Annotated in this window: 20 protein-coding genes and 3 tRNA genes; 10 read left to right on the top strand and 13 right to left on the bottom strand. The window is 61.9% G+C overall.

Annotation, left to right across the window (positions count from 1 at the left end; genetic code table 11):
* Positions 1-55: 55 nt before the first annotated feature.
* The 5 genes from AC1D02_RS11560 to AC1D02_RS11540 all read left to right on the top strand — a co-directional run bounded on the left by AC1D02_RS11560 (position 56) and on the right by AC1D02_RS11540 (position 3,827).
* Positions 56-304 (top strand): hypothetical protein, encoded by a 249-nt coding sequence (locus AC1D02_RS11560; RefSeq protein ID WP_477316866.1) that lies wholly within the window; start codon positions 56-58, stop codon positions 302-304.
* A gap of 129 nt (positions 305-433) precedes the next feature.
* Positions 434-634 (top strand): hypothetical protein, encoded by a 201-nt coding sequence (locus AC1D02_RS11555; protein ID WP_477316864.1) that lies wholly within the window; start codon positions 434-436, stop codon positions 632-634.
* A 114-nt stretch (positions 635-748) separates the two neighbouring features.
* Positions 749-973: a DUF6139 family protein gene (locus AC1D02_RS11550; protein WP_477316862.1), complete on the top strand. Its 225-nt coding sequence runs from the start codon at positions 749-751 to the stop codon at positions 971-973.
* 128 nt (positions 974-1,101) lie between these two features.
* Entirely contained in the window at positions 1,102-1,530 is a 429-nt protein-coding gene (locus AC1D02_RS11545; protein WP_477316860.1) for a DUF1801 domain-containing protein, read from the top strand.
* 92 nt (positions 1,531-1,622) lie between these two features.
* Positions 1,623-3,827 carry an OsmC domain/YcaO domain-containing protein gene (locus tag AC1D02_RS11540; RefSeq protein WP_477316858.1) on the top strand — a complete coding sequence of 735 codons (2,205 nt, stop codon included), beginning with the start codon at positions 1,623-1,625 and terminating at the stop codon, positions 3,825-3,827.
* Positions 3,828-4,045: 218 nt separating this feature from the next.
* Here AC1D02_RS11540 and AC1D02_RS11535 read toward each other — a convergent pair whose 3' ends face one another.
* Complete coding sequence (locus AC1D02_RS11535) at positions 4,046-4,432, bottom strand: hypothetical protein (RefSeq protein ID WP_477316856.1); 387 nt, start codon at positions 4,430-4,432, stop codon at positions 4,046-4,048.
* Positions 4,433-5,197: 765 nt separating this feature from the next.
* Between AC1D02_RS11535 and AC1D02_RS11530 the strand changes: the two genes are divergently transcribed.
* Genes AC1D02_RS11530 through AC1D02_RS11515 form a run of 4 tightly spaced genes read left to right on the top strand, consistent with a single transcriptional unit; the run spans position 5,198 to position 9,152 of the window.
* Positions 5,198-6,421 carry a hypothetical protein gene (locus AC1D02_RS11530; protein ID WP_477316854.1) on the top strand — a complete coding sequence of 408 codons (1,224 nt, stop codon included), beginning with the start codon at positions 5,198-5,200 and terminating at the stop codon, positions 6,419-6,421.
* A 4-nt stretch (positions 6,422-6,425) separates the two neighbouring features.
* On the top strand, positions 6,426-7,352 hold the full coding sequence (locus tag AC1D02_RS11525; protein WP_477316852.1) for an efflux RND transporter periplasmic adaptor subunit: 927 nt from the start codon (positions 6,426-6,428) through the stop codon (positions 7,350-7,352).
* 19 nt (positions 7,353-7,371) lie between these two features.
* The gene (locus AC1D02_RS11520; protein ID WP_477316850.1) at positions 7,372-8,055 is read left to right on the top strand and encodes an ABC transporter ATP-binding protein; all 684 of its coding nucleotides are present in this window, start codon (positions 7,372-7,374) and stop codon (positions 8,053-8,055) included.
* 8 nt (positions 8,056-8,063) lie between these two features.
* Positions 8,064-9,152, top strand: coding sequence for a hypothetical protein (locus tag AC1D02_RS11515; RefSeq protein ID WP_477316848.1), 1,089 nt, complete (start codon positions 8,064-8,066; stop codon positions 9,150-9,152).
* Positions 9,153-9,156: 4 nt separating this feature from the next.
* On the opposite strand, the gene AC1D02_RS11510 is transcribed toward AC1D02_RS11515, so the two are convergent.
* From AC1D02_RS11510 to AC1D02_RS11455, 12 genes are all read right to left on the bottom strand, one after another.
* On the bottom strand, positions 9,157-9,660 hold the full coding sequence (locus AC1D02_RS11510) for a pyridoxamine 5'-phosphate oxidase family protein (RefSeq protein WP_477316846.1): 504 nt from the start codon (positions 9,658-9,660) through the stop codon (positions 9,157-9,159).
* A 163-nt stretch (positions 9,661-9,823) separates the two neighbouring features.
* Positions 9,824-11,680, bottom strand: a complete 1,857-nt coding sequence (locus AC1D02_RS11505) for a peptidylprolyl isomerase (protein WP_477316844.1) — start codon at positions 11,678-11,680, stop codon at positions 9,824-9,826.
* Between the two features lie 118 nt (positions 11,681-11,798).
* Positions 11,799-11,875 (bottom strand) — tRNA-Asp (locus AC1D02_RS11500).
* 17 nt (positions 11,876-11,892) lie between these two features.
* A tRNA-Asp gene (locus AC1D02_RS11495) sits at positions 11,893-11,969 on the bottom strand.
* A gap of 74 nt (positions 11,970-12,043) precedes the next feature.
* Complete coding sequence (locus AC1D02_RS11490) at positions 12,044-12,316, bottom strand: HU family DNA-binding protein (RefSeq protein WP_305511121.1); 273 nt, start codon at positions 12,314-12,316, stop codon at positions 12,044-12,046.
* 161 nt (positions 12,317-12,477) lie between these two features.
* Positions 12,478-14,886 carry an endopeptidase La gene (gene lon, locus AC1D02_RS11485; RefSeq protein ID WP_477316841.1) on the bottom strand — a complete coding sequence of 803 codons (2,409 nt, stop codon included), beginning with the start codon at positions 14,884-14,886 and terminating at the stop codon, positions 12,478-12,480.
* Between the two features lie 284 nt (positions 14,887-15,170).
* Entirely contained in the window at positions 15,171-16,439 is a 1,269-nt protein-coding gene (clpX, locus tag AC1D02_RS11480) for an ATP-dependent Clp protease ATP-binding subunit ClpX (protein WP_477316839.1), read from the bottom strand.
* A gap of 173 nt (positions 16,440-16,612) precedes the next feature.
* Entirely contained in the window at positions 16,613-17,230 is a 618-nt protein-coding gene (gene clpP / locus AC1D02_RS11475) for an ATP-dependent Clp endopeptidase proteolytic subunit ClpP (RefSeq protein WP_305511116.1), read from the bottom strand.
* Between the two features lie 42 nt (positions 17,231-17,272).
* On the bottom strand, positions 17,273-18,613 hold the full coding sequence (gene tig, locus AC1D02_RS11470; RefSeq protein WP_477316836.1) for a trigger factor: 1,341 nt from the start codon (positions 18,611-18,613) through the stop codon (positions 17,273-17,275).
* Between the two features lie 37 nt (positions 18,614-18,650).
* Positions 18,651-18,737 (bottom strand) — tRNA-Leu (locus tag AC1D02_RS11465).
* Positions 18,738-18,996: 259 nt separating this feature from the next.
* Positions 18,997-22,080 (bottom strand): efflux RND transporter permease subunit, encoded by a 3,084-nt coding sequence (locus tag AC1D02_RS11460; protein ID WP_477316834.1) that lies wholly within the window; start codon positions 22,078-22,080, stop codon positions 18,997-18,999.
* Positions 22,077-23,165, bottom strand: coding sequence for an efflux RND transporter periplasmic adaptor subunit (locus AC1D02_RS11455; RefSeq protein WP_477316832.1), 1,089 nt, complete (start codon positions 23,163-23,165; stop codon positions 22,077-22,079). Before AC1D02_RS11455 ends, AC1D02_RS11460 begins: the two co-directional genes overlap by 4 nt.
* 100 nt (positions 23,166-23,265) lie before the next feature.
* On the opposite strand from AC1D02_RS11455, the gene hpnC reads away from it, so the two are divergent.
* On the top strand, positions 23,266-24,078 hold the full coding sequence (gene hpnC / locus AC1D02_RS11450; RefSeq protein ID WP_477316830.1) for a squalene synthase HpnC: 813 nt from the start codon (positions 23,266-23,268) through the stop codon (positions 24,076-24,078).
* Positions 24,079-24,114 lie beyond the last annotated feature (36 nt).

The raw sequence follows: 24,114 nt of genomic DNA, 5'->3' as shown, positions 1-24,114 counted from the left end.
CGGCCGTCAGGCCGTAAAATGTGGGTCTTCGGATCTACATTTTTGAGCTTCTCCCATGGAAAACATCGACCAGCGCTATCTCGTTCAACAAAATAAGGTCGCCGACGGCGAGACCAGGCCGCCCGTGTTCGCCAAGGTCATGCGCGGCAAGGACGGAAAGTTCGAGGGCGTTTCCTTTATCAAAAACAAGGAAAAGGCGACCGTGATGACGGTTGCCGAGGCACAGGAGGCAATCGACTGGGCGCTGAGCAAGAAGCCCAATTCGAAGGAGTACGCCACCAAGATCATCTGCCTGGGGCAATAGGCTCCCGTTCGTCGCCGGATTTCGCCCCCCATTCGCGCCAGCATGCAGTTCGTCGCATGCGGTTTGCATGCCTGCTGGGCGCGCCTTACAGTAGCCTCACGTAAATCGTCTTCCCGAAAGGAGATCGCCGTGATGAGTTTTCTGGTGTGGTTGGTGCTGCTGTTCCTGTGCTGGCCGCTGGCCTTGCTCGCGCTGGTGCTGTATCCGTTGGCTTGGCTGATCTTGCTGCCGTTCCGCATCATCGGCGTCGGCGTCGAAGCCGTCTTCGAGCTGCTGCGCGCGATCGTCATGTTGCCTGCGCGGATCTTGCGCGGCAGTCCCGGCCGCTAGTGCTCCAGTGTGCTGCATCTAACAGACGGAGCGTCGTCACCGGCCTAAGGTAAGACTCGGACCCGACTTTCACCCCGAATGCGTCGGTCTGTCTTGACTATAGGAAAAATCATCATGCGCTTGGACATCTACCGCAGGGCCGAGAACGACGGCAAGTTCTCCTATTTGGCCGTCCCGGAAACCCGCAATATTCCCGAAGAAGCCACCAATACCGATTGGCAAGTCGAGGCGAGGGCGATCGAAGTCGAAGACGGCGCCGAGCACCTGGAAGATTACGAGATCAATCACGTGTCCGAGCAAATTGCTGAAAAAGGCTACGCAGTCACTTCGCTGCATTAAACACTACGCGTCGCTCGCTCCCGTCAGCCGGCCCCCGTTCATCGGGCGCCGGCTGATTGCTTTTTCGGGCCGGAGCCTTCCTGACGAGGTAGACTATCGCTACCACATCACCATGAAGGACACCGCGCATGGCCACCAGGACAGCCGCTTCGAGCGAATCGCAGTCAGAGGAATCCGCATCGCAATTAATCGACGCGAAAATCAAGGCGCTGGGCGACTGGCGCGGCGAGACGCTGGCGCGCGTGCGGGCGCTGATCAGGCAAGCCGTTCCCGACGCCGTCGAAACGGTGAAATGGCGCGGTGTTCCGGTGTGGGAGCGCGACGGCATCATCTGCACCGGCGAGACCTACAAGACCGCCGTCAAGCTGACGTTCGCCAAGGGCGCGGCGCTGGAGGATCCCGCGGGGCTGTTCAATTCCAGCCTCGACGGTAACACGCGGCGCGCGATCGACATCCATGAAGCCGACGACATGAATGAAACCGCATTTAAAGCGCTCGTGCGCTCGGCCGTTGCATTGAACGCAGACGCGGCAGCGGCGCGCAGGAAGAAAGCGTAGGCGCCGCGCGGTGAAATCGCCATGGCCCCGGGGGAGGAAACAACCGATAATAGCTGCCACGCCATTTTGAGCACTGTTTTTGGAATTCTCCCATGGAAATTAAGGTCAACTTTCTCGACAAGCTACGTCTCGAAGCCAAGTTCGATGATTTCACGGTCGTCGCCGACCAGCCGATCCGCTACAAGGGCGACGGCTCCGCGCCCGGCCCGTTCGACTATTTCCTCGCCTCGTCGGCCTTGTGCGCGGCGTATTTCGTCAAGCTGTATTGCGTAACTCGCAATATTCCGACCGAAAATATCCGCCTGTCGCAAAACAATATCGTGGATCCCGAAAACCGGTATCAGCAGATTTTCAAGATCCAGGTCGAGCTGCCAGCGGATATCTCCGACAAGGATCGCGAAGGTATCCTGCGTTCGATCGACCGCTGTACGGTGAAAAAAGTGGTGCAAGCCGGGCCGGAGTTCGTGATCGAGCAGGTTGATAATCTCGATGCGGATGCGCAGGCCTTGCTGATGGTGAATCCTGACTCTGACTCGAGCACCTATATCGCCGGCAAGGATCTGCCGCTGGAGCAAACCATCGCCAATATGTCGGGTGTGCTGGCGGACCTGGGCATCAAGATCGAAATCGCCTCGTGGCGCAATATCGTTCCCAACGTGTGGTCGCTGCATATCCGCGATGCGCATTCGCCAATGTGTTTTACCAACGGGAAGGGCGCTACCAAAGAAAGCGCATTGGCGTCGGCGCTGGGAGAATATATCGAGCGACTGAACAACAACCATTTCTACGCCGGTTCGTTTTGGGGTGAGGACATCGCCAACGCGGCCTTCGTCCATTATCCGAACGAGCGTTGGTTCAAGCCGGGCCGTAAAGATGCGCTGCCGGCTGAAATTCTGGATGAATATTGCCTCGAAATTTACAATCCCGACGGTGAATTGCGCGGTTCGCACCTGGTCGACACCAACTCCGGCAATGTGAAGCGGGGCATTTGCTCGTTGCCGTTCGAGCGGAAATCGGACGGCGAGATCGTTTATTTTCCGTCCAACCTGATCGAAAACCTGTACGTCAGCAATGGCATGAGTGCGGGTAATACGCTGGTCGAAGCTCAGGTGCAATGCCTGTCGGAGATTTTCGAAAGGGCGGTCAAACGCGAAATTCTGGAAGGTGAAATCGCCTTGCCGGACGTGCCGCAGGAAGTTCTGGCGAAATACCCTGGCATCGTCGCGGGCATTCAGGGATTGGAAGAGCAAGGCTTTCCGGTACTGGTCAAGGATGCATCGCTGGGAGGCCTGTACCCGGTGATGTGCGTGACATTGATGAATCCGCGCACAGGCGGCGTGTTCGCTTCGTTCGGAGCGCACCCAAGTTTCGAGGTGGCGCTGGAACGCAGCCTGACGGAATTGCTGCAGGGCCGCAGCTTCGAAGGCCTAAATGATCTGCCGCCGCCGACCTTTACCAGCCACGCCGTGACGGAGCCAAACAACTTTGTCGAACATTTCATCGATTCCAGCGGCATCGTGTCGTGGCGCTTTTTCAGCGCCAAAGCCGACCACGATTTCGTTGAATGGGATTTTTCCGGCCATGGCGAAGACTCCAATGCCCAGGAAGCCGCGACCTTGTTCGGCATTCTCGAAGAAATGGGCAAAGAGGTGTACCAAGCGGTGTACGACGATCTGGGCGCCACGGCGTGCCGGATTCTGGTGCCCGGTTACTCTGAAATTTACCCGGTAGACGATTTAGTCTGGGATAACACCAACAAAGCGCTGTTGTTCCGGTCCGATATCCTGAACCTGCATCAGTTGGACGATGCCAGCCTGGAGGCGCTGCTTGAGCGTCTGGAGAACAATGAGCTCGACGATTACGGCGACATCGCCACGCTGATCGGCGTCGAATTTGACGAGAACACGGATTGGGGCCAGTTAACCGTGCTCGAGTTGAAGCTGCTGATAAATCTCGCGCTACAGCAATTCGAGGAGGCTCATGATCTTGTCGGCGCCTTCCTGCAGTACAACGACAACACCGTCGAGCGTCGATTGTTTTACCAAGCGATGAATGTGGTGCTGGAAGTCATTCTGGACGACGATCTGGAGCTCGAAGATTACGTGGTCAATTTCCGCCGGATGTTTGGGAATCCCCGGATGGACGCGGTGATCGGCTCTGTCGACGGCAGCGTGCGCTTTTTCGGCTTGACGCCAACGAGCATGAAGCTGGAGGGGCTCGACAGGCACGAGCGCCTGATTGACAGCTACAGGAAATTGCACGTCGCGCGCGCAAAAGTGGCAGCCGCTTCCAGCTAACACCCCCGGCAAGCCGCGTATCGGTATTGGTCGACTTTCGTCAGCGTGCGGCTTGGACGCACGCTGAGGCGATATTTGGCCAGGAACCCCGCTTCTTTTCAGTATGGCCGTATTTCGCATAATTTATATTATGTCAAATAGCGTTTTTGCGATGATCCCATGGCTACAGCTGTTCGAGGCCTTGTACTACTGGATGGACAGCAGCCCGATCTTCCACACTAACCTTTTACCTTATCGATCATGTGGTTGATGACATGGCTGTGTTCGCGCTGAGGGCTGAACATGATGATTTCCGCATCGGCGTCGACCTTCACGTTATGCCCGGGTGGCCAGTAAAAGAGATCGTTCGCCTTCACGGTCTCATGCTCACCATCCGCGTCGGTGGTAGTCAGCTCGCCGCGCAAGACGAACCCCCAATGCGGACACTGGCACAAGTTGCCTTCCAGCCCTTGAAACAGCGGCGTCGTGTCAACGCCGGCGGATAGTTTGAAATACTCGCCGCTCATCTTGCCTAATCCCGTTGCGTCACCGAACTCCGTCCGCTGACAGATCAACGCACCTGGAATTTCCATTTTCACGTCGACGTCTTCTTTCGCAATGCGCATGGCCGATTCTCCTTTTTGTGCCGGATTTCCTTAGGAACGTTGTCGGAAAAATGTGCCGCCTTAACTCATTATGGGCAACAGGGACCGAATAGCAATTGGTATTGGTCCATTCCAGGTGTGGATGAACGGGCGACCGTGGCAAGTAGCTAAATTGTTGGCGCGGTCCATTCAGAAATTTAGCTCCCACATTTTTTCCCCGGCCATCAGCACCGCCGTCGACCAACAATCTCAAAGCAACACCCTCCATCGACCTTCCCTTGCTGTTCGCTGCGTAAACCAAGCACATGGCTTGAGCAAACAGGCAATCGATGGATCTGATGCGACGGTATGATTTCCTCGTGCCGAACTCAACAACGGCAATTGCGCCACGGACTTTGGTATTCGGCGCCCACTCGACGAAGGAGAAATCATGATTCTCAATAAGAAACTGATCGCGACTATCGCATTGCTGTGCCTCTCGGCAGCCGCGATCGCGGCCCAATCCTGCTCCGGCTGCAGCTGTGTGAAAGTCAAGGGCACGCAACTGTGCGCGTGTACCGTGTGCAGATAATGTCGGCGCCAGATCGGGGCCGACCCTAGTCATTTTTCACCGGAGCGTATTGGCGGACATTTCTGCCGCTGTTTTGGCGGCGCCTTACCGCCCCGTCCACCCTACGTCTCCGGTGTGAAAGTAAACTCCCCCATTCTTCTGGCTTGACATTGATCGGAGGCGGTCGGTCCATCGATCCGTTTCTGCCCCTCTCTCCTTTTCTTGACCGGCTAGCCATGGCTCTGTTGCGCGAAAAGTCAATTCTGTTAACCACCGGCGCCTTGTCGATGGCCGCAATCATATTCATGGGCCTGGTCAGTCACCAGCGCGGCGCCATCGAAGGAGAATTGACCCAATGGGGATTCGATCGCACCATCGTGATATCGGCCGAAAACGGCCAGGCCGAAACAAGCGGCGCCGATGCCAGGAGCCTGATCGCGAACAAGCCGAGCGCCGCGGAGGGGCCGCGCGCGGTGCTGGCGGATGAATCGCTGGCGCGCCTGGCGCATATGCCCGGAGTCGCGGCGATTATGGCCGTGGGTAAAAGCAATGGGAAACTGCAGCTGGCCGGCGGGCTGTCGGCGGACGTCACCGTGTTTAATGTGGCGCCCGAATTTGTGAATTTATTCGGCCTCGGCAATCCGAAACTTTTGCGCCAGGGTGAATATATTCCGTCCGCGCGGCTGAAAGAACGGCTGCATACCGGCACCGAATCCAGTGCCGCGACGCTCGGCCTGCCCGGCGAAATGGTCGACGCCTTGCCGGCGGAACTGCGCGATGCGATCGACTGGTCCAAGGCGAAATACGCGATCCGCCTGCCTGGCGCCGCCTATGAACTTCCGCGTGGCGCGCATATTTTCGACGACGCCCTGTTTACCACCGGCCGCGAGCCGAAATTCTCGATACCGGGGATATTCCTGATCCCCTCGGTAAATCTGTTTGTCAGAATAAGGGATGACGAGGATATCGCCGGCGCCATGAAATCGATGAAGGAATTCGTCGCGAACGCGCAACCAGCAAGGCCGAAAACCACATTGTCCGTGGCGCTGCTGTCCGATCATTTTGCCGAGGAACTGGGCTTGAGTGTGCTCGCCGATTGGGCCCGGCGCCTGCTGCTCGCGCTGGCGGGAATATCGGCCCTGCTTCTGACGATGCTCGCCTTCACCCTGCAGGCGCGCATGCGCCATGAGTGCGCGTTGCGCGTCGCGGTGGGCGCCTCGGCGCGCCATGCGGTCTGGATCAGCATCCGTCCCGCGGTATCGGCAATCTCGCTCGGACTGGCGGCGGGATGCGCAGTCGGCATGCTGGTGATAATCGCCGGGTCGTCCCGCGTCCACCCCGCGTCCCTGGCTCCCGTCGTGGCCTGCCTGATCGCGATTGCGATGGCGGCCAACCTGCTCCTGATGGGGATCACGGGATACGGCGCGCGCAATCGGCTGCTCGCCCAACTCAACGCCTGACGCCATGCGCATTCACGCCATCGCCTGCCTCGGCATCGCCGCTACGTTCGCCGTCGTCTCGGGCTGCAATACCCGCTCGGACGAAAAGGCGCGCGGCCCGGATCCGGACGCGTCGCCGCGCCAGCTGTCCACGTATCACGTCCAGGGGACGTGCGTGATCAAGCCCTCGCGCGTGGTGCGGCTCAAGTCGCAGATCGGCGGCGAGGTCAAGGAAGTGAAAGTCGAACAAGGCGCGCGCGTCAAGAAAGGCGACGTGCTGGCGTCGATTAACATCGCGGACCTCAACCTCAAAAAGGCACGCGCCCAGATCGAATTGCGGCGCCTCGCCGGCAAGGCCGAATTGCTGCGTTTCCAAATCACCCGCGCCGAAAAGGAGTTCTCGGTGGTGCAGGACCTGGCCGGCGTCAAATCGCCCTTCCTGCCCAAATACGGCAAGGAGATGGCCAGCCTGGCGGAGCGGCGCTCGGATTTGCGCGACAACGAATTGAGCCAGTCGCTCAGCCAGCTGGACCTGAAAACGCTCGACGAACAGCTGCGCAAATCGCTGGTGCTGTCGCCGTTCGACGGCATCGTCCTGTCGCGCTCTGTCGAAGCGGGCATGGTGATCGGGTCCGGCAGCGAAGGCATGGGCGGCGGCGACGTGCTGTTCGAGATCGCCGATCCCTCGCGCCTCGTCGCCAGCTGCGCGGTCAAGGAAAGCGATGCGCTGCTTCTCTCGATCGGCAGCCCGGTCAGCCTGCAGGTGAACGGCGTCCTGAATAACTCGGTCGACGCGAAGATCACGTCGATCTCGCCGGTGATCGCCGCCGACGGCGGCATCTCGCGGCGCGAATTCCAGGTGGGGCTGAAAGGCGCCATGAAGGGTGGCCTGCTGCCCGGGATGAATGCGGAAGTGGTGATCGACACGCCAACCGCGTTCACCCTCAAATGACGATGACGTGGAGAGCTTGATGGACTTAATCGAAATACGCGACCTGTCGGTATTTTACGGACGGCAGACCCGCTGGCCGGCGCTCGCCAACATCAGCCTGGCGATCGCCGAAAACGACCGTGTCGCAATCATGGGCCCAAGCGGCAGCGGCAAATCCACGCTGTTGTCGGTGATCGGCGGCTTGATGCGGCCCAATAGCGGCTCCTGCCTGTTTCGCGGCATGGACCTGGCGCGGAAGTCGCCGGCCGAACTGGCGGCCTACCGCGGCGAACAGGTCGGATTCGTCTTCCAGAACTTCTCCCTGCTGCCGCACCTGACCCTGACCGAGAACCTGCTGGTGCCGGTCGAGCATCTGCCGGGCAAGGCGCGCGATGCGATTCCGCGCGCGCACGCCCTGCTCGACCGGGTCGGCATCCTGGAGCTGGCCGACCGGTTTCCGGGCGAAGTGTCGGGCGGACAGGCGCAACGAGCGGCGATCGCCCGCGCGATGATGCGCGCGCCGCCGCTGATCCTCGCGGACGAACCGACCGGCAGCCTTGACGACGACAGCGCCGCCGAGGTGCTGTCGCTGCTCAACTCACTCGCCCGCGAAGGCACGACCATTGTGGTGGTGACCCACAGCCAGCAGGTCCAGCAGGCGATGGCGCGCACCATTCACGTCGACGGCGGACGGATCAGCGCAACGGCCGACCTGGCGCTGTGAACGGCCAGGTGCGTCACGCCTTGCGGCGCGCCTGGCGCGTGCCGGCGCGCTCGGCGATTGCGATTGCCGCATGCATGCTGGCCTGGCTGGCCCTGTTCGACGCCGCCGCGCAGCGCCAGTTGCTCGAATCGATGCAGGCCCAGGCCGGCCGGCTCGGCGGCCACCAGGCGTACCGGATCTCGATCGAGAAATCCTGGCAGGCCGACGGCAGGAAGCACGTGTCGCTGTTCCCGCGCGAGTTCGTCGAATTCGCCCTGCTCAATTCGGCCGCGAGCATCCTGAAGATCCGCGGCAGCTTCGCGATCCGCGGCTCGCGCGATGCCCGCACCACGCTGGTCGACGCCCTGTTCTACCGCATCGAGGCAAGCGACGGCGAACCCGCGGCGTCCTTCCCGTCCTGCGCCCTGCTGCACGCCGATGATGCGTCCTATGGGCCGGGACGCCTGCTGTACCTGCCGCCGAACTGGCGCTGCCTGGTGGCGCCCTTCCCCGCCGGCCTGCACCTGCTAGACCACGAAGGCGCGCGCGGCACGCTGGCGATGCCGCTGGCCGCGCTGTCGGACATTGCCGGCAGCGGCGCGCTCGGCAAAATCGAAACTGTATGGCTCAGTTTTAATGATCCCGATGAACTGCGCGTCCTGTCGGAGCGGGCGCGCACCAAGTACCGGCTCGACCTGAAAGTGCAACCCGTCGGCCTGCAGGTGCAGGGCCAGGCGTCGCGCCTGATGTCGGTGTCGCGGCTGTCGGGATGGTTCGCCGCGGCGAGCCTGCTTGCGGGCATCGGCCTGTACGTGCACGGGGTCTACGGCGCGGTGCGGCGCGAGACCTCGCTGCGCGCCTGCATCGGCATGCCGGCGCGGGCGCTGGCGCGATGGCTGGCCACCGACGTGCTGGCGCAGGCCATCCTGCTGGCGACAGTGTCCGCTGTCGCGGCAGCGCTGTTGCAGTTAATCCGCGGCCACCAGCCCGGCGCGCTCCAGCTTGCGCTGTGCGTGGCCGCCGTGGAACTGGCCATCATCGTCGGCTTCGCGCTGGTGTGCGGCGCAGCAGCGCGCTTCGTCGCACTGCACCCGCGCGTGGGGCAGCTGGTGCGCTGAGCGGCTACAGCCTGATCTTGCCGTGCTCGCCCGGCTCGATCTCCGGGCGCGTGCCGGTGATGGCCGCCTTGGCCATCTCGAACATCTGCGTCACCTTGTTGTCGTTCGAGTCCCAGAAGTGCACCGTCCGCGCGGCGACCCGGACCAGCACCACGTGAGGGTCTTCGACGCCGTTCGGGAACCAGGCGGCCACCATCGGATTCCACAAGGCCCTGATCCGCTCGCGGTCGACCACCCGTTCGGCGGTGCCGCTGATCGATACGTACAGGCTGTCGGCCGGTTCGGCGAAGCTCAGGTTGACCTTCGGATTGGCGGCGATGTTCTCCCACAGGTCGGTTGCGGTCGAGGTGTAGAACCACAGCCCGCCGTCGGCGTCGACTTCCTGGTTGGTCATCGGCTGGCTCGTCAGGTGCCCGTGCTGGTCGACGGTGGTGAACATGGCGAAGCGCACCGGCTTGATCTTGTCGCGCAGCTCGGCGACATGGGCGGAATGGTCGTATGCGGACATGGTATTTCCTTCACTCGGTTGTGGGATCAGTGTAGCGAAGGTCGATCATAGCCGCTGTCATGGACAGACTCTGTGCGCGCGCGAACGGATGGGGATTGGGGTCGGTTCCAAATGAAAAAGCCCGGTCCGCTGTCGCGTCCGGGCTTTTTGTGGCATGCCTGCTTTACTTGGCGGCGCTGTCCACCGGCTGGTGCAGCACTTTGGCTTTAGCCTTGACCTTGATCGCTTCGGTGTAGTTGTACATGTCCTGCTGGCCCAGCGCGCCGGTGATCTGCTCCTGCTCCAACTTGCGGCGCGCGGCATCCGGCGCCGCGGCCTGGCTCACCTTGCCGATGCGGTACACGCCATAACCCTGGCCCGGCAGGTCCACGCCCACATACGCCGGCAGCTTGGACACGTCTGCCTTCAGCACCGCCATCGCGGCGACCGGATTGATGGTCGGCTGCTTGGTGCGGCTGACGATCTTCGCTTCGCCGAAACCGGCCGCGTCGCCCGATGCCCTGGCCGCTGCCAGCTTGGCTTCGCCGGCCTTGTGCGCCAACTTGACGGCTTCTTCCACCATCACGCGCTGGCGAATCACCGCCTCGACTTCAGCCAGCGGACGCTTGCTCGCCGGTTTGAATTCAACCACGCGGCCGGCGATCAGGGTGTTCGGGCCGGCCTGCACCGCTTCGGTATTGCGCTTGTTCTTGACGGCGTCGTCGCCGAAGATCGCGGCGATGAACTTCGCGTTGTTGTACGGCGCCGAGGCCAGGGCCGGCGCTGGCGTACGGGTCAGGTTGTCGATCGTTTCGATCTTCAGCTTCAGCTTGTCGGCGGCCGGCTTCAAGCTGTCCGACTGCTCGTACAGCGTGTTGCTGAACTGCTCCGCCAGTTCCGAGTACTTCTTCGACATCTTCTGCTTCTTCAGCTCTGCGGCGATTTCGTCCTTGGCCTGCTCGAGCGGCTTCTGCGTCGCCGGCTTGAGCGAGGTGACGGTGATGATGTGGAAACCGTACTCCGACGGCACCACGCCGCTGATCTCGCCCTGCTTGAGCTGGTAGATCGCGTCTTCGACCGACTTGACGAAGGCGCCCTTCTCCACCACGCCCAGGTCGCCGCCCAGTTCAGCCGAACCCGGGTCCTGCGAGTTTTCCTTGGCCAGCCTGGCGAAATCGCCCGGAGCCTTTTTCAGTTGCGCGAGCAGCGCCTCGGCCTTGGCCTTGGCGGCGGCTTTCTCGGCGGCCGGCGCGTCCTTCTTCACCGTGATCAGGATGTGGCTGGCCTTGCGCTCTTCCTTGGTGGCGAAGCGCGGCTGGTTCTTGGAATAGAAGTCGGCGATTTCGGCGTCGCTGACGGCGACCTGGCCTTCCAGCGATTCCGGCGTGAACAGCACGTATTCGGCCTTCACCTGCTCGGGGATCGCGAACATCGCGGCGTTCTTGTCGTAGAACGCCTTGACCATCTCGTCGGTGACCTTGACCTGCGACGCGTACTCGGCGGCCGGGAATACCAGCTCCTGCACTTCGCGTTCCTGGTCGTTGATGTCGGACAGGCGCGTGGCGATCGAGCGCGGCGCGAACGCGGTCGCTTCGACGGCGCTGGTCAGCTGCTGCATCGCCAGGTCGCGGCGCACGCGGGCGTCGAGGCCCAGCGTGGTCAGGCCCTGCGCGGCGGCGACCGCCTTGTAGCGCTCGACGTCGCCCTGAAACTGTTCGGTGTAAAACCCGGCCAGCATGGCGTCGGTGATGGTCAGGTGATTGCGTGCCACTTCGCCGGTCAGCGCGCGCTGGGCGATCAGGTTGTCGAGCGTGGCGCGCTTGGCTTCCGGCGTGTCGAACAACTTCTGGTCGAATTGCGCGCCCATCGCCTGGCGATAGCGGTCGATCTGGCTGCGCTGCGCCGATTCCCACTCCTGCTGCGTGACGGGCAGGCCATCGACGTTGGCGACGGCGTTGGCGCGGCCGCCCTTGTCCTGGTAGCTGGAGACGCCGACCAGCACGAACGACGGCAGGATCAGCAAGGCCAGCAAAAGCTGCATCAGACGCTTGTGGGTACGAATAAATTCAAACATGGTCAACCAATTCTTGTCGAGAGAATGCGATTAAATTTCAGACAAAAAAAAAGACGAACTCACGTTCGCCTTTCTTTCTTAATGCTGGCGGAGCGGACGGGACTCGAACCCGCGACCCCCGACGTGACAGGCCGGTATTCTAACCAACTGAACTACCACTCCTAATTCGGTGTGTTTGATGGCGGAGCGGACGGGACTCGAACCCGCGACCCCCGACGTGACAGGCCGGTATTCTAACCAACTGAACTACCGCTCCGTTAAACACATGGTACTGCCAACCAGGATGTCACTCCCGGCTGCTTCTGGCGATTGTCACCTCGCCAAAGGCAATTAGTTTACTGCATCTTTGAGTGCTTTGCCAGCTTTAAATTTAGGAACTTTGGCGGCGGCGATCTTGATCGCTTCATTGGTGCGCGGATTGCGGCCGGTGCGCGCGGCGCGCTCGCCCACGGTGAAGGTGCCGAAGCCGACCAGCGTGACGCTGTCGTTGTTCTTCAGGCTGGTCGTGACCGCTTCCATCATGGCGTCGAGTGCGCGCGTGGCGGAGGCCTTGGTGATGTCCGCCGACTTCGCGATTTCTTCGATTAGTTCTGTCTTGTTCACTCGATTCCCCATCCATTTTTAATTTCGCGCGATTTTCGCACGGCGGAAAAAATCCGCAGGGCGTATTAAACAAGCCGCCACCGCATGTGTCAAGCGCGATCGCCGACACCCCAAAAAAACAGGCGCCACGAAGGCGCCTGTTCGACAGCTTGAAAAGCCGCTTAGTGCTTGACGACCCCGGTCTGGCCGTCGGCCTGCGCGGCCGCCGGCACCGCGGCCACCGGCGCCGCTTCGACGATCGCCTCGGGACGACGCTCCAGCGCGATCTCGAGCACCTTGTCGATCCAGCGCACCGGCACGATTTCGAGCTTGTTCTTCACCGTGTCAGGGATCTCGGCGAGGTCCTTGACGTTCTGCTCCGGGATCAGGACCGTCTTGATGCCGCCGCGCTGAGCCGCCAGCAGCTTCTCTTTCAGGCCGCCGATCGGCAGCACTTCGCCGCGCAGCGTGATCTCGCCCGTCATCGCCACATCGGCGCGCACCGGAATGCCGGTAAATACCGACACGAGCGCAGTCGTCATCGCGATGCCGGCCGACGGACCATCCTTCGGCGTCGCGCCTTCCGGCACGTGGATGTGAATGTCGCTCTTCTCGAACACTTCGTTCTTGATGCCGAGGCGGTTGGCGCGCGAACGCACCACCGTGCGGGCCGCTTCGATCGACTCCTTCATCACGTCGCCCAGGGTACCGGTGCGCACGACGGCGCCCTTGCCCGGGATCTGCACCGCTTCGATGGTCAGCAAATCGCCGCCCACTTCGGTCCACGCCAGGCCGACCACCTGGCCGACCTGGTTTTCCTTTTCGGCGACGCCGAAATCGTAGCGCCGCACGCCGAGGAATTTGTCGAGGTTCTTGTTGCTGACGATGACCTTCTTGTCGGACTTCTTCAGCAGCAGCATCTTGACGACCTTGCGGCAGATCTTCGAGATTTCGCGCTCGAGCGAACGCACGCCAGCTTCGCGGGTGTAGTAGCGGATGATGTCGCGGATCGCCGATTCAGCGACGCTGATCTCGTCCTCTTTCAGGCCGTTCGCCTTGACCTGCTTCGGCAGCAGGTAGCGCTGGGCGATGCTGGTCTTCTCGTCTTCCGTGTAACCGGACAGGCGAATGACTTCCATGCGGTCGAGCAGCGCCGGCGGGATGTTGTACGAGTTCGAGGTCGCCACGAACATCACGTCCGACAGGTCGAAGTCGACTTCGATGTAGTGGTCCGAGAACGTGTGGTTCTGCTCCGGATCGAGCACCTCGAGCAGCGCCGACGACGGATCGCCGCGGAAGTCCGCGCCCATCTTGTCGATTTCGTCGAGCAGGAACAGCGGGTTGCGCACGCCGACCTTCGACAGCGACTGCAGCACCTTGCCCGGCATCGAGCCGATGTAGGTGCGGCGGTGGCCGCGGATCTCGGCTTCGTCGCGCACGCCGCCCAGCGCCATGCGCACGAACTTGCGGTTCGTGGCGCGCGCGATCGACTGGCCGAGCGAGGTCTTGCCGACGCCCGGAGGGCCGACGAAGCACAGGATCGGGGCCTTCAGCTTGTCGACGCGCTGCTGGACCGCGAGGTATTCCAGGATGCGTTCCTTGACCTTGTCGAGGCCGTAGTGGTCGCCCTCGAGCACCTTCTCGGCATTCGACAGGTCGTTGTTGACCTTGGACTTCTTCTTCCACGGCAGGCCGACCAGGGTGTCGATGTAGTTGCGCACCACCGTCGCTTCGGCCGACATCGGCGACATCAGCTTGAGCTTCTTGAGTTCGTTGGTGGCCTTGTCGAGCGCCTCTTTCGGCATCTTGGCGGCGATCACCTTCTTCTCGAGCTCGTCGATGTCGGCGCCGTCTTCGCCTTCGCCCAGTTCCTTCTGGATCGCCTTGACCTGCTCGTTCAGGTAGTACTCGCGCTGCGACTTTTCCATCTGGCGCTTGACGCGGCCGCGGATGCGCTTTTCGACCTGCAGGATGTCGAGTTCGCCTTCCAGCTGGCCGAGCAGGTGCTCGAGGCGCTTGGCGACGTTGAAGATTTCGAGGATGACCTGTTTCTGCTCGAGTTTCAGCGGCAGGTGGGCGGCCACGGTGTCGGCCAGGCGGCCGGCGTCGTCGATGCCGGCCAGCGAAGCCAGGATCTCGGGCGGGATCTTCTTGTTCAGTTTGACGTACTGGTCGAACTGCTGGACGATCGCGCGGCGCATCGCCTCGACTTCGGAATCGTCGCCGATTTCCGAGTTGATCGGGGTCAGGTCGGCGATGAAATGGGTCGGCGAATCGCTGATGTGGTTGATGCGGGCGCGCTGGGATCCTTCGACCAGCACCTTGACGGTGCCGTCCGGCAGCTTCAGCATCTGCAGGATGTTGGCCACGCAGCCGATTTCGTAGATGTCGGACGCCGACGGCTCGTCCTTGGCGGCGGCCTTCTGGGCGGCCAGCATGATGCTCTTGCCCTGCTCCATCGCGGCCTCGAGGGCCTTGATCGATTTAGGGCGGCCGACAAACAGGGGTATGACCATATGCGGAAACACGACGACGTCGCGCAACGGCAGTAAGGGCAGCGTCGTTTGCTCGGTTAATTTCGAAGTTGTCATGGCATACCTTATAGAAAGCGTGATTACGATGTTGGCACTCGCTGCCTGAAAACAAGGCCGGTCTGCAAAAATATTTTCGACAAGTAATTCTATTGCATGTCGACGATTATTACGTGAATTACCGGCACGGTCCGAAAGGTTTATTGAACACTAAAGAAAAAAGCCACCACGCGGAGCGATCCGCGAGTGGCTTTTCGATTGAAGCCTGCTTCTTTTATTGAGATAAATTGTACCGCCAAGAATTAGCCCGCACAGTGATTTTGTCGCTTTTGTGCGGGGAAATTTCAGTTTTCGCCCGATACTTTGGCCGGTTCGCTGTAAATCAGTAAAGGTTTTGCACCGTTCGTGATCGTATTTTCATCAATCACGACCTTGATGACGTTTTGCTGATTCGGCAATTCGTACATTACATCGAGCAAAGCGTGTTCCAGGATCGAACGCAAACCGCGCGCGCCGGTCTTGCGCGCCAATGCTTTTCGAGCAATTGCGTGCATCGCGGCCGGGCGAATTTCCAGCTCGGCGCCTTCCATTTCCAGCAATTTGGAATATTGCTTGATCAGCGCGTTTTTCGGCTCGACCAGAATCTGGATCAGCGCGTCTTCGGTCAATTCGTTCAGCGTGGCGACCACCGGCAGGCGGCCGACCAGTTCCGGAATCAGGCCGAACTTGATCAGGTCTTCGGGCTCGGCTTCGAGCAGGATTTCGCTGTTGGCGCGCTGGGTCTGGCTCTTGACGCTGGCCGAAAAGCCGATGCCGCTCTTTTCCGAACGGTTCTGGATGATCTTGACCAGGCCGTCGAAAGCGCCGCCGCAGATGAACATGATGTTGGTCGTGTCGATCTGGACGAAGTCCTGGTTCGGATGCTTGCGCCCGCCCTGCGGCGGCACCGACGCCATCGTGCCTTCGATCAGCTTGAGCAGCGCCTGCTGCACGCCCTCGCCCGACACGTCGCGGGTGATCGACGGATTGTCCGACTTGCGCGAAATCTTGTCGATCTCGTCGATGTAGACGATGCCGCGCTGGGCCTTCTCGACTTCGTAGTTGCAGCTTTGCAGCAGCTTCTGGATGATGTTCTCGACGTCCTCGCCGACATAGCCGGCTTCGGTCAGCGTGGTCGCGTCGGCGATCACGAACGGCACGTTGAGCATGCGCGCCAGGGTCTGGGCCAGCAGGGTCTTGCCGGAGCCGGTCGGGCCCACCAGCAGGATGTTCGACTTGGCCAGCTCGACGTCATCCTTCTTGCCCAGGTGCTTGAGGCGCTTGTAATGGTTGTAGACCGCCACCGACAGGATGCGCTTGGCAGTCTGCTGGCCGATCACGTACTGGTCGAGCAACTCGGCGATCTCGTGCGGGGTCGGCAGGTCGGACTTGGCGCCCGTGACCGCCTCGACGCTGGTGGTCTCGTCGCGGATGATGTCGTTGCACAAATCGATGCACTCGTCGCAAATGAACACGGACGGGCCGGCGATGAGCTTTTTCACCTCGTGCTGGCTCTTGCCGCAGAACGAGCAGTACAGGAGTTTTTCGCCGCTGGAGGATTTTTTGTCTGACATGGGGCAGATTTCTAAAAGATTGCTGTGAATATAACGCTAATACGGGAGCGCAACAAGGTGCCGATAAACGCCATGCTACCCGAAATAAAAACGAAACGCCCGAACGTTGAAGCGCTCGGGCGTTTTCAGCAACACCACCCGGGGCCCGACCAGAAGCCTGACCCCGGCGTGCATCATGCTCGGCTGGTCAATACCTTGTCGATCAGGCCATAGTCGGCGGCTTCTTCGCCGGACATGAAACGATCGCGGTCGGTATCCTTGTGGATCTGTTCCATCGTCTTGCCGGTGCGGTCGGCGAGGATCTTGTTCAGGCGCTCGCGCAGGTACAGGATTTCCTTGGCCTGGATTTCGATGTCCGAGGCCTGCCCTTGCGAGCCGCCCGACGGCTGGTGAATCATGATGCGCGAGTTCGGCAACGAGAAACGCTTGCCCTTGGCGCCGGCGGCCAGCAGGAACGCGCCCATCGAGGCGGCCATGCCGGTGCACAGCGTCGAGACGTCGGGCTTGATGAAGTTCATGGTATCGAAGATCGCCAGTCCGGCCGACACCGAGCCGCCAGGCGAGTTGATGTACAGCGAGATGTCCTTGTCGGGATTCTCGCTCTCCAGGAACAGCAGCTGCGCCACGATCAGGTTCGCCATCTGGTCATTGACCGGGCCCACCAGGAAAATCACGCGTTCCTTCAGCAGGCGCGAGTAAATGTCGTAGGCGCGCTCGCCGCGCCCACTCTGCTCGACGACCATCGGCACCAGGCCGAGTGCTTGTGTGTCCAATGCCGGATTGTGATTCATGGCTAATCTTTCCTCGTTGTCTGACAGAAGCTTAAAGCAAGTTTAAGCTTGTGCGTTGCTGCCCATCAATTCGTCGAAAGCGACGTCCTTGGCCGTGACTTTCGCCTTGCCCAGCACGTAGTTGACGACGTTTTCTTCCAATACAAGGGCTTCGACTTCGGCCAGGCGGCGACGATCGCTGTAGTAGTACTTCAGCACTTCCTTCGGATCTTCGTAGCTCTGCGCAAAATCTTCGATCTGGGCCTTGACCTGCTCTTGCGTCGCTTGCAGCTTGTTCTCCGCGACCAGGCTCGACAGGATCAGGCCGAGGCGCACGCGGCGCTCTGCCTTTTCGGCGAACAGTTCCGGCGGGAATGGCATATTCTTGACGTCCATGCCGCGCTGCGCCATGTCCTGGCGGGTCATTTCGGCCAGGCGCTCGGTATCCTGGGCGATCATGACTTTCGGCACTTCCATGTCGGTGACCTTGACCAGGGCGTCCATCACGGCTTCCTTGTTGCGGGCCTTGACGCGGCCGGCGACTTCGCGCTCGAGGTTGGTCTTGATGTCGGCGCGCATCTTGGCGGCGTCGCCGTCTTCGATGCCCAGCGACTTGGCGAATTCAGCATCGACTTCCGGCAGGTGGGCCCATTCGAGCGCCTTCAGGGTGATCGTGAACTGGGCGGTCTTGCCGGCCACGTCCTTGCCATGGTAGTCCGCCGGGAAGGCCAGGTCGAAGGTCTTCGACTCGCCTACTTTGAGGCCGACGGTCGCCGCTTCGAATTCCGGCAGCATGCGGCCTTCGCCGAGCACGAATGCGTAGTCTTCGGCTTTGCCGCCCGGGAATTCGACGCCGTCGATGACGCCGACGAAGTCGACGGTGACCCGGTCGCCCTTGGCGGCGACTGGCTCGCCGCCGTCGCCGTGTTCGCCGGCTTCGCCCTTGGTGTGATAGTGCACGCGCTGCTTGCGCAGGATGTCGATGGTCTTGTCGATCTCGGCGTCCGACACGTCGGCCTTGACGGTCTCGATTTCGACTTGCGACAGGTCGCCGACGACCACGTCCGGATAGACTTCGAAGGTCGCGTCAAAGCTCAGCACGCCGTCGGCGCTGTCTTCTTTTGGCTCGATTTTCGGGAAACCGGCAACGCGCAGTTCGTTCTCGTTGGCGGCCTGGTTAAAGGCGCGGCCGACTTTGTCGTTCAGCACGTCGGATTCGATCTGGTAGCCGTATTGGGCCGCGACCATCTTCAGCGGCACCTTGCCTGGGCGGAAGCCCGGCGCCTTGGCCGTTTTGGCCTGCTGCTTCAAGCGCTTTTCAACTTCCGTACGGACGTCAGCCAGCGGAAAAGAGATCGTCATGCGACGCTCGAGTTTACCCAGGGTTTCGACTGCAGTTGCCATTGTAAAAATCGTCCAAAAAAAGTGTCAATATCATTCGTGGTGCGAGGAGGGGGACTCGAACCCCCACACCATTGCTGGCGTCAGGACCTAAACCTGGTGCGTCTACCAATTTCGCCATCCTCGCGGGATCGCAGCCGGATTGTACCGGATGCACCTGGTCAGCCGGCCGTTACCAGCTGCCGGAAAATACAAAGGGCGCCCGACGATGAAACCGGCCGCCCTGCACTGCCTTGGTTAGGGGCTACAACTTCAACCCGGTATTTTACTGTATTTTCTGACACGACAGGGCTTTTTTCGAGGGTGTCGTTCCTGCGCAGGCAGGAACCTATACTGAGCTTGAGTTACTCGGCATGGGTTCCTGCCTGCGCAGGAACGACAGGCGTTTAGCGCGTCGGCTTCTTGACGCGGAACCAGGCCGCGTACAGCGCCGGCAGGAACAGCAAGGTCAGCGCCGTCGCCACCACGAGCCCGCCCATGATCGCCACCGCCATCGGCCCCCAGAACACGGAGCGCGACAGCGGGATCATCGCCAGCGCCGCCGCGGCCGCCGTGAGGATGATCGGCCGGCAGCGCCGCACCGCCGCTTCGACGATCGCGTCCCACGCCTCGGCGCCGCTGGCGATGTCCTTCTCGATCTGGTCGACCAGGATCACCGAATTCCGGATGATCATGCCGAACAGCGCGATCACGCCGAGATTGGCGACAAAGCCGAACGGACGGTGCAATATCAGCAGCGCCATCGCGGCGCCGGCAATGCCCAGCGGCCCGGTCAGGAACACCATCACCGCGCGCGAGAAGCTGTGCAGCTGAAGCATCAGCAGGGTAAACACAATGAACAGCACCAGCGGCACATTGGCCGTGATCGACGCTTCGGCGGCCTTGCTGTCGGCCGCGGCGCCGGCCAGCTTGATGGTGTAACCCGGCGGCAGGCTGGCGCGCAGGCCCGTCAGCTTCTCGCCGACCTGGGCCGAAACGGTCGGGCCCTGGATGCCGTCCACCACGTCCGACTGCACCGTGATCGCCCATTCGCGCCCTTCGCGCCACACCACGCCCGGCTCCCAGACGAAGCGCGGGCGGGCAATCTGCGAAATCGTGATGGTCTTGCCGGACGCCGTCGCGATGGTCGAATCGTTCAGCAGCTCCATCGTCGCGCGCTCGTCCAGCGGCGCCCGCACCACGATGTCGATCAGCCGGTTCTCTTCGCGGAACTGGCCGATCGGCGTGCCGGACAGGATCGTGTTCGCCGTGCGCATCACGCTTTGCGACGACACGCCCAGCGCGCGCAGCTTGTCCTGGTCCAGTTCCAGCCGCAGCACCTTCACCGATTCGTTCCAGTTGTCGTTGACGCCTATCGCATTCGGATTGGCGCGCATGATGTCCTTGACCTGGTCGGCCAGCTTGCGCACGGTCGCCACTTCCGGTCCGGCCACCAGGAACTGCACCGGATACGGCACCGGCGGTCCGTTCGGCAGCAGCTTCACGCGCCCGCGCACTTCCGGGAAATCGGTCTTGAACACTTCGACGATCTTCTTGCGCAGCGTCTCGCGCGCCGCCAGGTCGGTCGGCAGCACCACGATCTGCGACACGTTCGTCTGCGGGAAAATCTGGTCCAGCGGCAGGTAGAAGCGCGGGCTGCCCGTGCCCACATAACTGGTCACGCTTTCCACGCCCGGCTGCTTGCGAATGAAGGCCTCGAACTTCTTCGCCTGCGCCTCATTGGCCTGGAATGCCGCGCCTTCCGGCAGCCACATCTCGACCATCAGCTCGCGCCGGCTCGAATCGGGGAAGAACTGCTTCTCGATGAAGTTAAAGCCGAACACGCCCAGCGCGAACACCAGCAAGGTCAACGCGATGGTGCTCTTGCGCCACTCGACGCAGCGGCCCACCAGGCGCCGGAACCGGCGGTAATTCTCGGTATCGAAGACGTCATGCTCGCTCTCGCCGTGCGAATGCGGCTTCACCTTCAGCAGCAAAAAACCGATGTAGGGCGTGAACATCACCGCGGCCACCCACGACACCAGCAGCGCGATCGCGTTCACCGAGAACATCGTGAAGGTGTACTCGCCGGCGGCCGACTTGGCCAGCCCGATCGGCAGGAATCCAGCTGCGGTGATCAGGGTCCCGGTCAGCATCGGCATCGCGGTCGACGTGAAGGCAAAGGTCGCCGCCTCGAAGCGCGACAGGCCCTCCTCCATTTTCCGCACCATCATCTCGACCGCGATGATGGCGTCGTCGACCAGCAGGCCGAGCGCGATGATCAGGGCGCCGAGGGAAATTTTGTGCAGGTCGATCGACAGCACGTTCATGAACAGGAAGGTGATCGCCAGCACCAGGGGGATGGTCAGCGCCACCACCAGGCCGGGGCGCACGTCGAGGCGCAGCGGCTTGGTGTGCAGGCCGAGCGCGACGAAGCTCACCGCCAGCACGATCAGCACCGCCTCGATCAGCGTATGTATGAATTCGCTGACCGACTCGGTGACCGCGCGCGGCTGGTTCGACACGCGGTGCAGCTCGATCCCGACCGGCAGCTGCGACTTGATCCGCGCCAGCGTCGCGTCGAGGCCCTTGCCCATGTCGATGATGTTCCCGCCCTTCTCCATCGACACGCCGAGCCCGATCACTTCCTGGCCGTTGAAGCGCATCTTGTCCTGCGGCGGATCCTGGTATTCGCGCTTGATGGTGGCGATGTCGCCGAGCCTCACGCTGGAGGCGCCGGCGCGCAGCTCCAGGTCTTCCAGCTCTTTGACCGTTTTCAGCGCGCCGGTGACGCGCACCTGCAGGTTGTCGGTCGGCGTCACCAGCACGCCGGTCGACTCCACCGCATTCTGGGTCGCGATCTGGCTGACGATCGCATCGAACGGCAACCCTAACTGGGCGAACTTTTTGTGCGACAGCAGGATATTGATCCTCTCTTCCTGCACGCCGAACTGTTCGACCTTGGCCACCAGCGGCACCCGCAACAGCTGCTGGCGCACGAAGTCGGCGTAATCCTTTACTTCCTTATAGCTGAAGCCCTCGCCCGACAGCGCGACGATCGAACCGTAGGTATCGCCGAATTCGTCGTTGAAGAACGGCCCGCGCACGCCTGCGGGCAAAGTGCCGGCGATGTCGCCCAGCTTCTTGCGCACCTGGTACCACGAGGCCGCGGTCTCTTTCGGCGGCGTCGACTCGCGCAGCTGCAGGATGATCAGCGTCTCGCCCGGCTTGGAGTAGCTCTTGATCTTGTCGATGTACGGCGTTTCCTGCAGTTTGCGTTCAAGCTTGTCCGTGACCTGCTCGGCCATCTGCACCGCCGTGGCGCCCGGCCACACGGCGCGCACGATCATGTTCCGGAAGGTGAACGGCGGATCCTCGTCCTGGCCCAGGCTGGCGTAGCTGACGATCCCGCCGATCAGCAGCGCGGCGATCAGGTAGCGGGTCAGCGGAATGTGCTCGAGCGCCCAGCGCGAGAGATTGAAGCCTTTCATTTCGCGCCCTCGGCGGGCATCAGCTTGACTTTCTGGCCGGCCTTGAGCAGGTTGGCGCCCGCGGTCACCACCACCTGGCCGGGCGCGGCGCCCGACACCAGGACGATGTCGTTGCCGGTGACGCCGCCGATTTGCACCGGCGCCATGCGCACCGCGCCGTTTTCGACCACCCACACCGACGTGACGCCCTTCTCCTGCACCAGCGCGCTCAAAGGCACGACGATGCGGGGCGTCGCGGTGCTCGACGAGAACTGCACCTGCGCCGTCATGCCCAGCTTGACGTCTTTCGCGGCCGCCGGAATCGACACCTTGATCTGGTAGGTGCGCGTGGCCGGATCGGCCACCGGCGACACTTCACGCACCTTGCCGGGAATGACCGCGCCCGGATTGGCCCACAGGCGCACCGTCACGTCGGACACCTTGCGCAAGGTGTCGACCTTGTCTTCGGGGACGCCGATGACGATTTCCTTTTCGTCCAGCCGCGCCACCCGCACCACCGGCGCGCCGGGCGTGACCACCTGGCCGACTTCGGCGTCGATCGCCGTCACCACCCCATCGATGTCGGACACCAGCGTGGCGTAGCCGGCCTGGTTCGACTGGCCGCGGTAGCCCGCCTGCGCCGCGTCGACGCTGGCCTGCGCCGCCTTGTACGCCGACACCTTCGCGTCGATCACCGCCTCGCTGACGAAGTTCTTGCTGCGCAGTTCCTGGTAGCGTTTCATCTCGGCGCGCGCGAGGTCGCGGCTGGTTTCGGCCGCGCGCAGGTTGGCCAGGCCCTGCGCCGCCGACAGTTTCAGGTCCTGCGGATCGAGCTGCATCAGCACCGTGCCGCGCTTGACCACGCTGCCGACGTCCACCTTGCGCGCCGTGATCTTGCCGCCGACACGGAAACCGAGCCGCGACTCGAAGCGCGGCTTGACCTCGCCCGAGAACTCGGCGTTGACGCCGACATTGCCGGCGGCCAGCGTCATGGTCCGCACTGGGCGGATTTCTTCGGTCTTGTCGGGTGCTTTGGAACAGGCGGACAACAGGCACGCACTAACAACGAGGGCGAAGCCCCGGAGCGAGAATCTGGAAGCGGACACGATTATTTCCTTTATTATGCGGCAGCTGCGACAAGCTTTCTATAATGAAATATTATAACCGTTATCACACTCCAAATGACTTTCGCGTCATTTAACATTCATGCCCGTCGATCACTACGAAAATTTCCCGGTTGCGTCGTTTCTGCTGCCGAAACGGCTGGTCCCGGCGGTCGAGGCGATCTACGCGTTCGCCCGCAGCGCCGACGACCTCGCCGATGAGGGCGACGCCGCGCCGGCCGAACGGCTGGTCGCGCTTGCGCGCTACGAGCAGGCGCTTGACGCAATCGCCCGTGGCGAGCCGGCCGACGACCCCATGTTTGCGCGCCTGGCCGCCGTGATTGTCCAGTACCAGCTGCCGCTGCAGCCGTTTCGCGACTTGCTGTCGGCCTTCAAGCAGGACGTCGCCGTGCGGCGCTACCCCGATTTCGACGCCCTTCTCGACTATTGCCGGCGATCGGCCAACCCGGTCGGCCTGCTGATGCTGACCCTGTACGGCGCAGCCGATGCGCATAATGTACGTCAATCCGACGCCATCTGCTCTTCCTTACAACTCATCAACTTCTTGCAGGATGTCGCCATCGACCGCGAAAAGGACCGCATCTACATCCCGCTCGATGACCTGGCGCGTTTCGGCGTCGATCACGAAAAGCTGGCCGAGTGGCGCGCCGATGCCCGCTTTCGCGAACTGATGGCGTTCGAAGTGGCGCGGGCGCGCGCGCTGATGCTGTCCGGCGCCCCGCTGGCGCTGCGCCTGCCGGGCCGCATCGGCTGGGAACTGCGGCTGGTGGTGCAAGGCGGCCTGCGCATCCTCGACGCCATCGAGCGCGTCGATTACGACGTCTTTACGCGCCGGCCGAAACTCGGCCCGCTCGACTGGCTGATCCTCGGGTGGCGCGCGATGTGGATGCGCTGACCGCTCGGTAGCAAAAAACCATGGCCGCACAGCCCG

The sequence above is a fragment of the Massilia sp. P1_C10 genome (assembly GCF_056406475.1).
The sequence above is the reverse complement of the archived record's forward strand: the minus strand, read 5'-3'. Positions and strand labels throughout refer to the sequence as shown.

What these genes read in the sequence shown, in the direction of transcription:
- AC1D02_RS11560 (WP_477316866.1), top strand. Translation starts at nt 56, where the DNA reads ATGGAAAACATCGACCAGCGCTATCTCGTTCAACAAAATAAGGTCGCC.
- AC1D02_RS11550 (WP_477316862.1), top strand. Translation starts at nt 749, where the DNA reads ATGCGCTTGGACATCTACCGCAGGGCCGAGAACGACGGCAAGTTCTCC.
- AC1D02_RS11545 (WP_477316860.1), top strand. Translation starts at nt 1,102, where the DNA reads ATGGCCACCAGGACAGCCGCTTCGAGCGAATCGCAGTCAGAGGAATCC.
- AC1D02_RS11540 (WP_477316858.1), top strand. Translation starts at nt 1,623, where the DNA reads ATGGAAATTAAGGTCAACTTTCTCGACAAGCTACGTCTCGAAGCCAAG.
- AC1D02_RS11535 (WP_477316856.1), bottom strand. Translation starts at nt 4,432, where the DNA reads ATGCGCATTGCGAAAGAAGACGTCGACGTGAAAATGGAAATTCCAGGT.
- AC1D02_RS11530 (WP_477316854.1), top strand. Translation starts at nt 5,198, where the DNA reads ATGGCTCTGTTGCGCGAAAAGTCAATTCTGTTAACCACCGGCGCCTTG.
- AC1D02_RS11525 (WP_477316852.1), top strand. Translation starts at nt 6,426, where the DNA reads ATGCGCATTCACGCCATCGCCTGCCTCGGCATCGCCGCTACGTTCGCC.
- AC1D02_RS11520 (WP_477316850.1), top strand. Translation starts at nt 7,372, where the DNA reads ATGGACTTAATCGAAATACGCGACCTGTCGGTATTTTACGGACGGCAG.
- AC1D02_RS11510 (WP_477316846.1), bottom strand. Translation starts at nt 9,660, where the DNA reads ATGTCCGCATACGACCATTCCGCCCATGTCGCCGAGCTGCGCGACAAG.
- AC1D02_RS11505 (WP_477316844.1), bottom strand. Translation starts at nt 11,680, where the DNA reads ATGCAGCTTTTGCTGGCCTTGCTGATCCTGCCGTCGTTCGTGCTGGTC.
- lon (WP_477316841.1), bottom strand. Translation starts at nt 14,886, where the DNA reads ATGACAACTTCGAAATTAACCGAGCAAACGACGCTGCCCTTACTGCCG.
- clpX (WP_477316839.1), bottom strand. Translation starts at nt 16,439, where the DNA reads ATGTCAGACAAAAAATCCTCCAGCGGCGAAAAACTCCTGTACTGCTCG.
- clpP (WP_305511116.1), bottom strand. Translation starts at nt 17,230, where the DNA reads ATGAATCACAATCCGGCATTGGACACACAAGCACTCGGCCTGGTGCCG.
- tig (WP_477316836.1), bottom strand. Translation starts at nt 18,613, where the DNA reads ATGGCAACTGCAGTCGAAACCCTGGGTAAACTCGAGCGTCGCATGACG.
- AC1D02_RS11460 (WP_477316834.1), bottom strand. Translation starts at nt 22,080, where the DNA reads ATGAAAGGCTTCAATCTCTCGCGCTGGGCGCTCGAGCACATTCCGCTG.
- hpnC (WP_477316830.1), top strand. Translation starts at nt 23,266, where the DNA reads ATGCCCGTCGATCACTACGAAAATTTCCCGGTTGCGTCGTTTCTGCTG.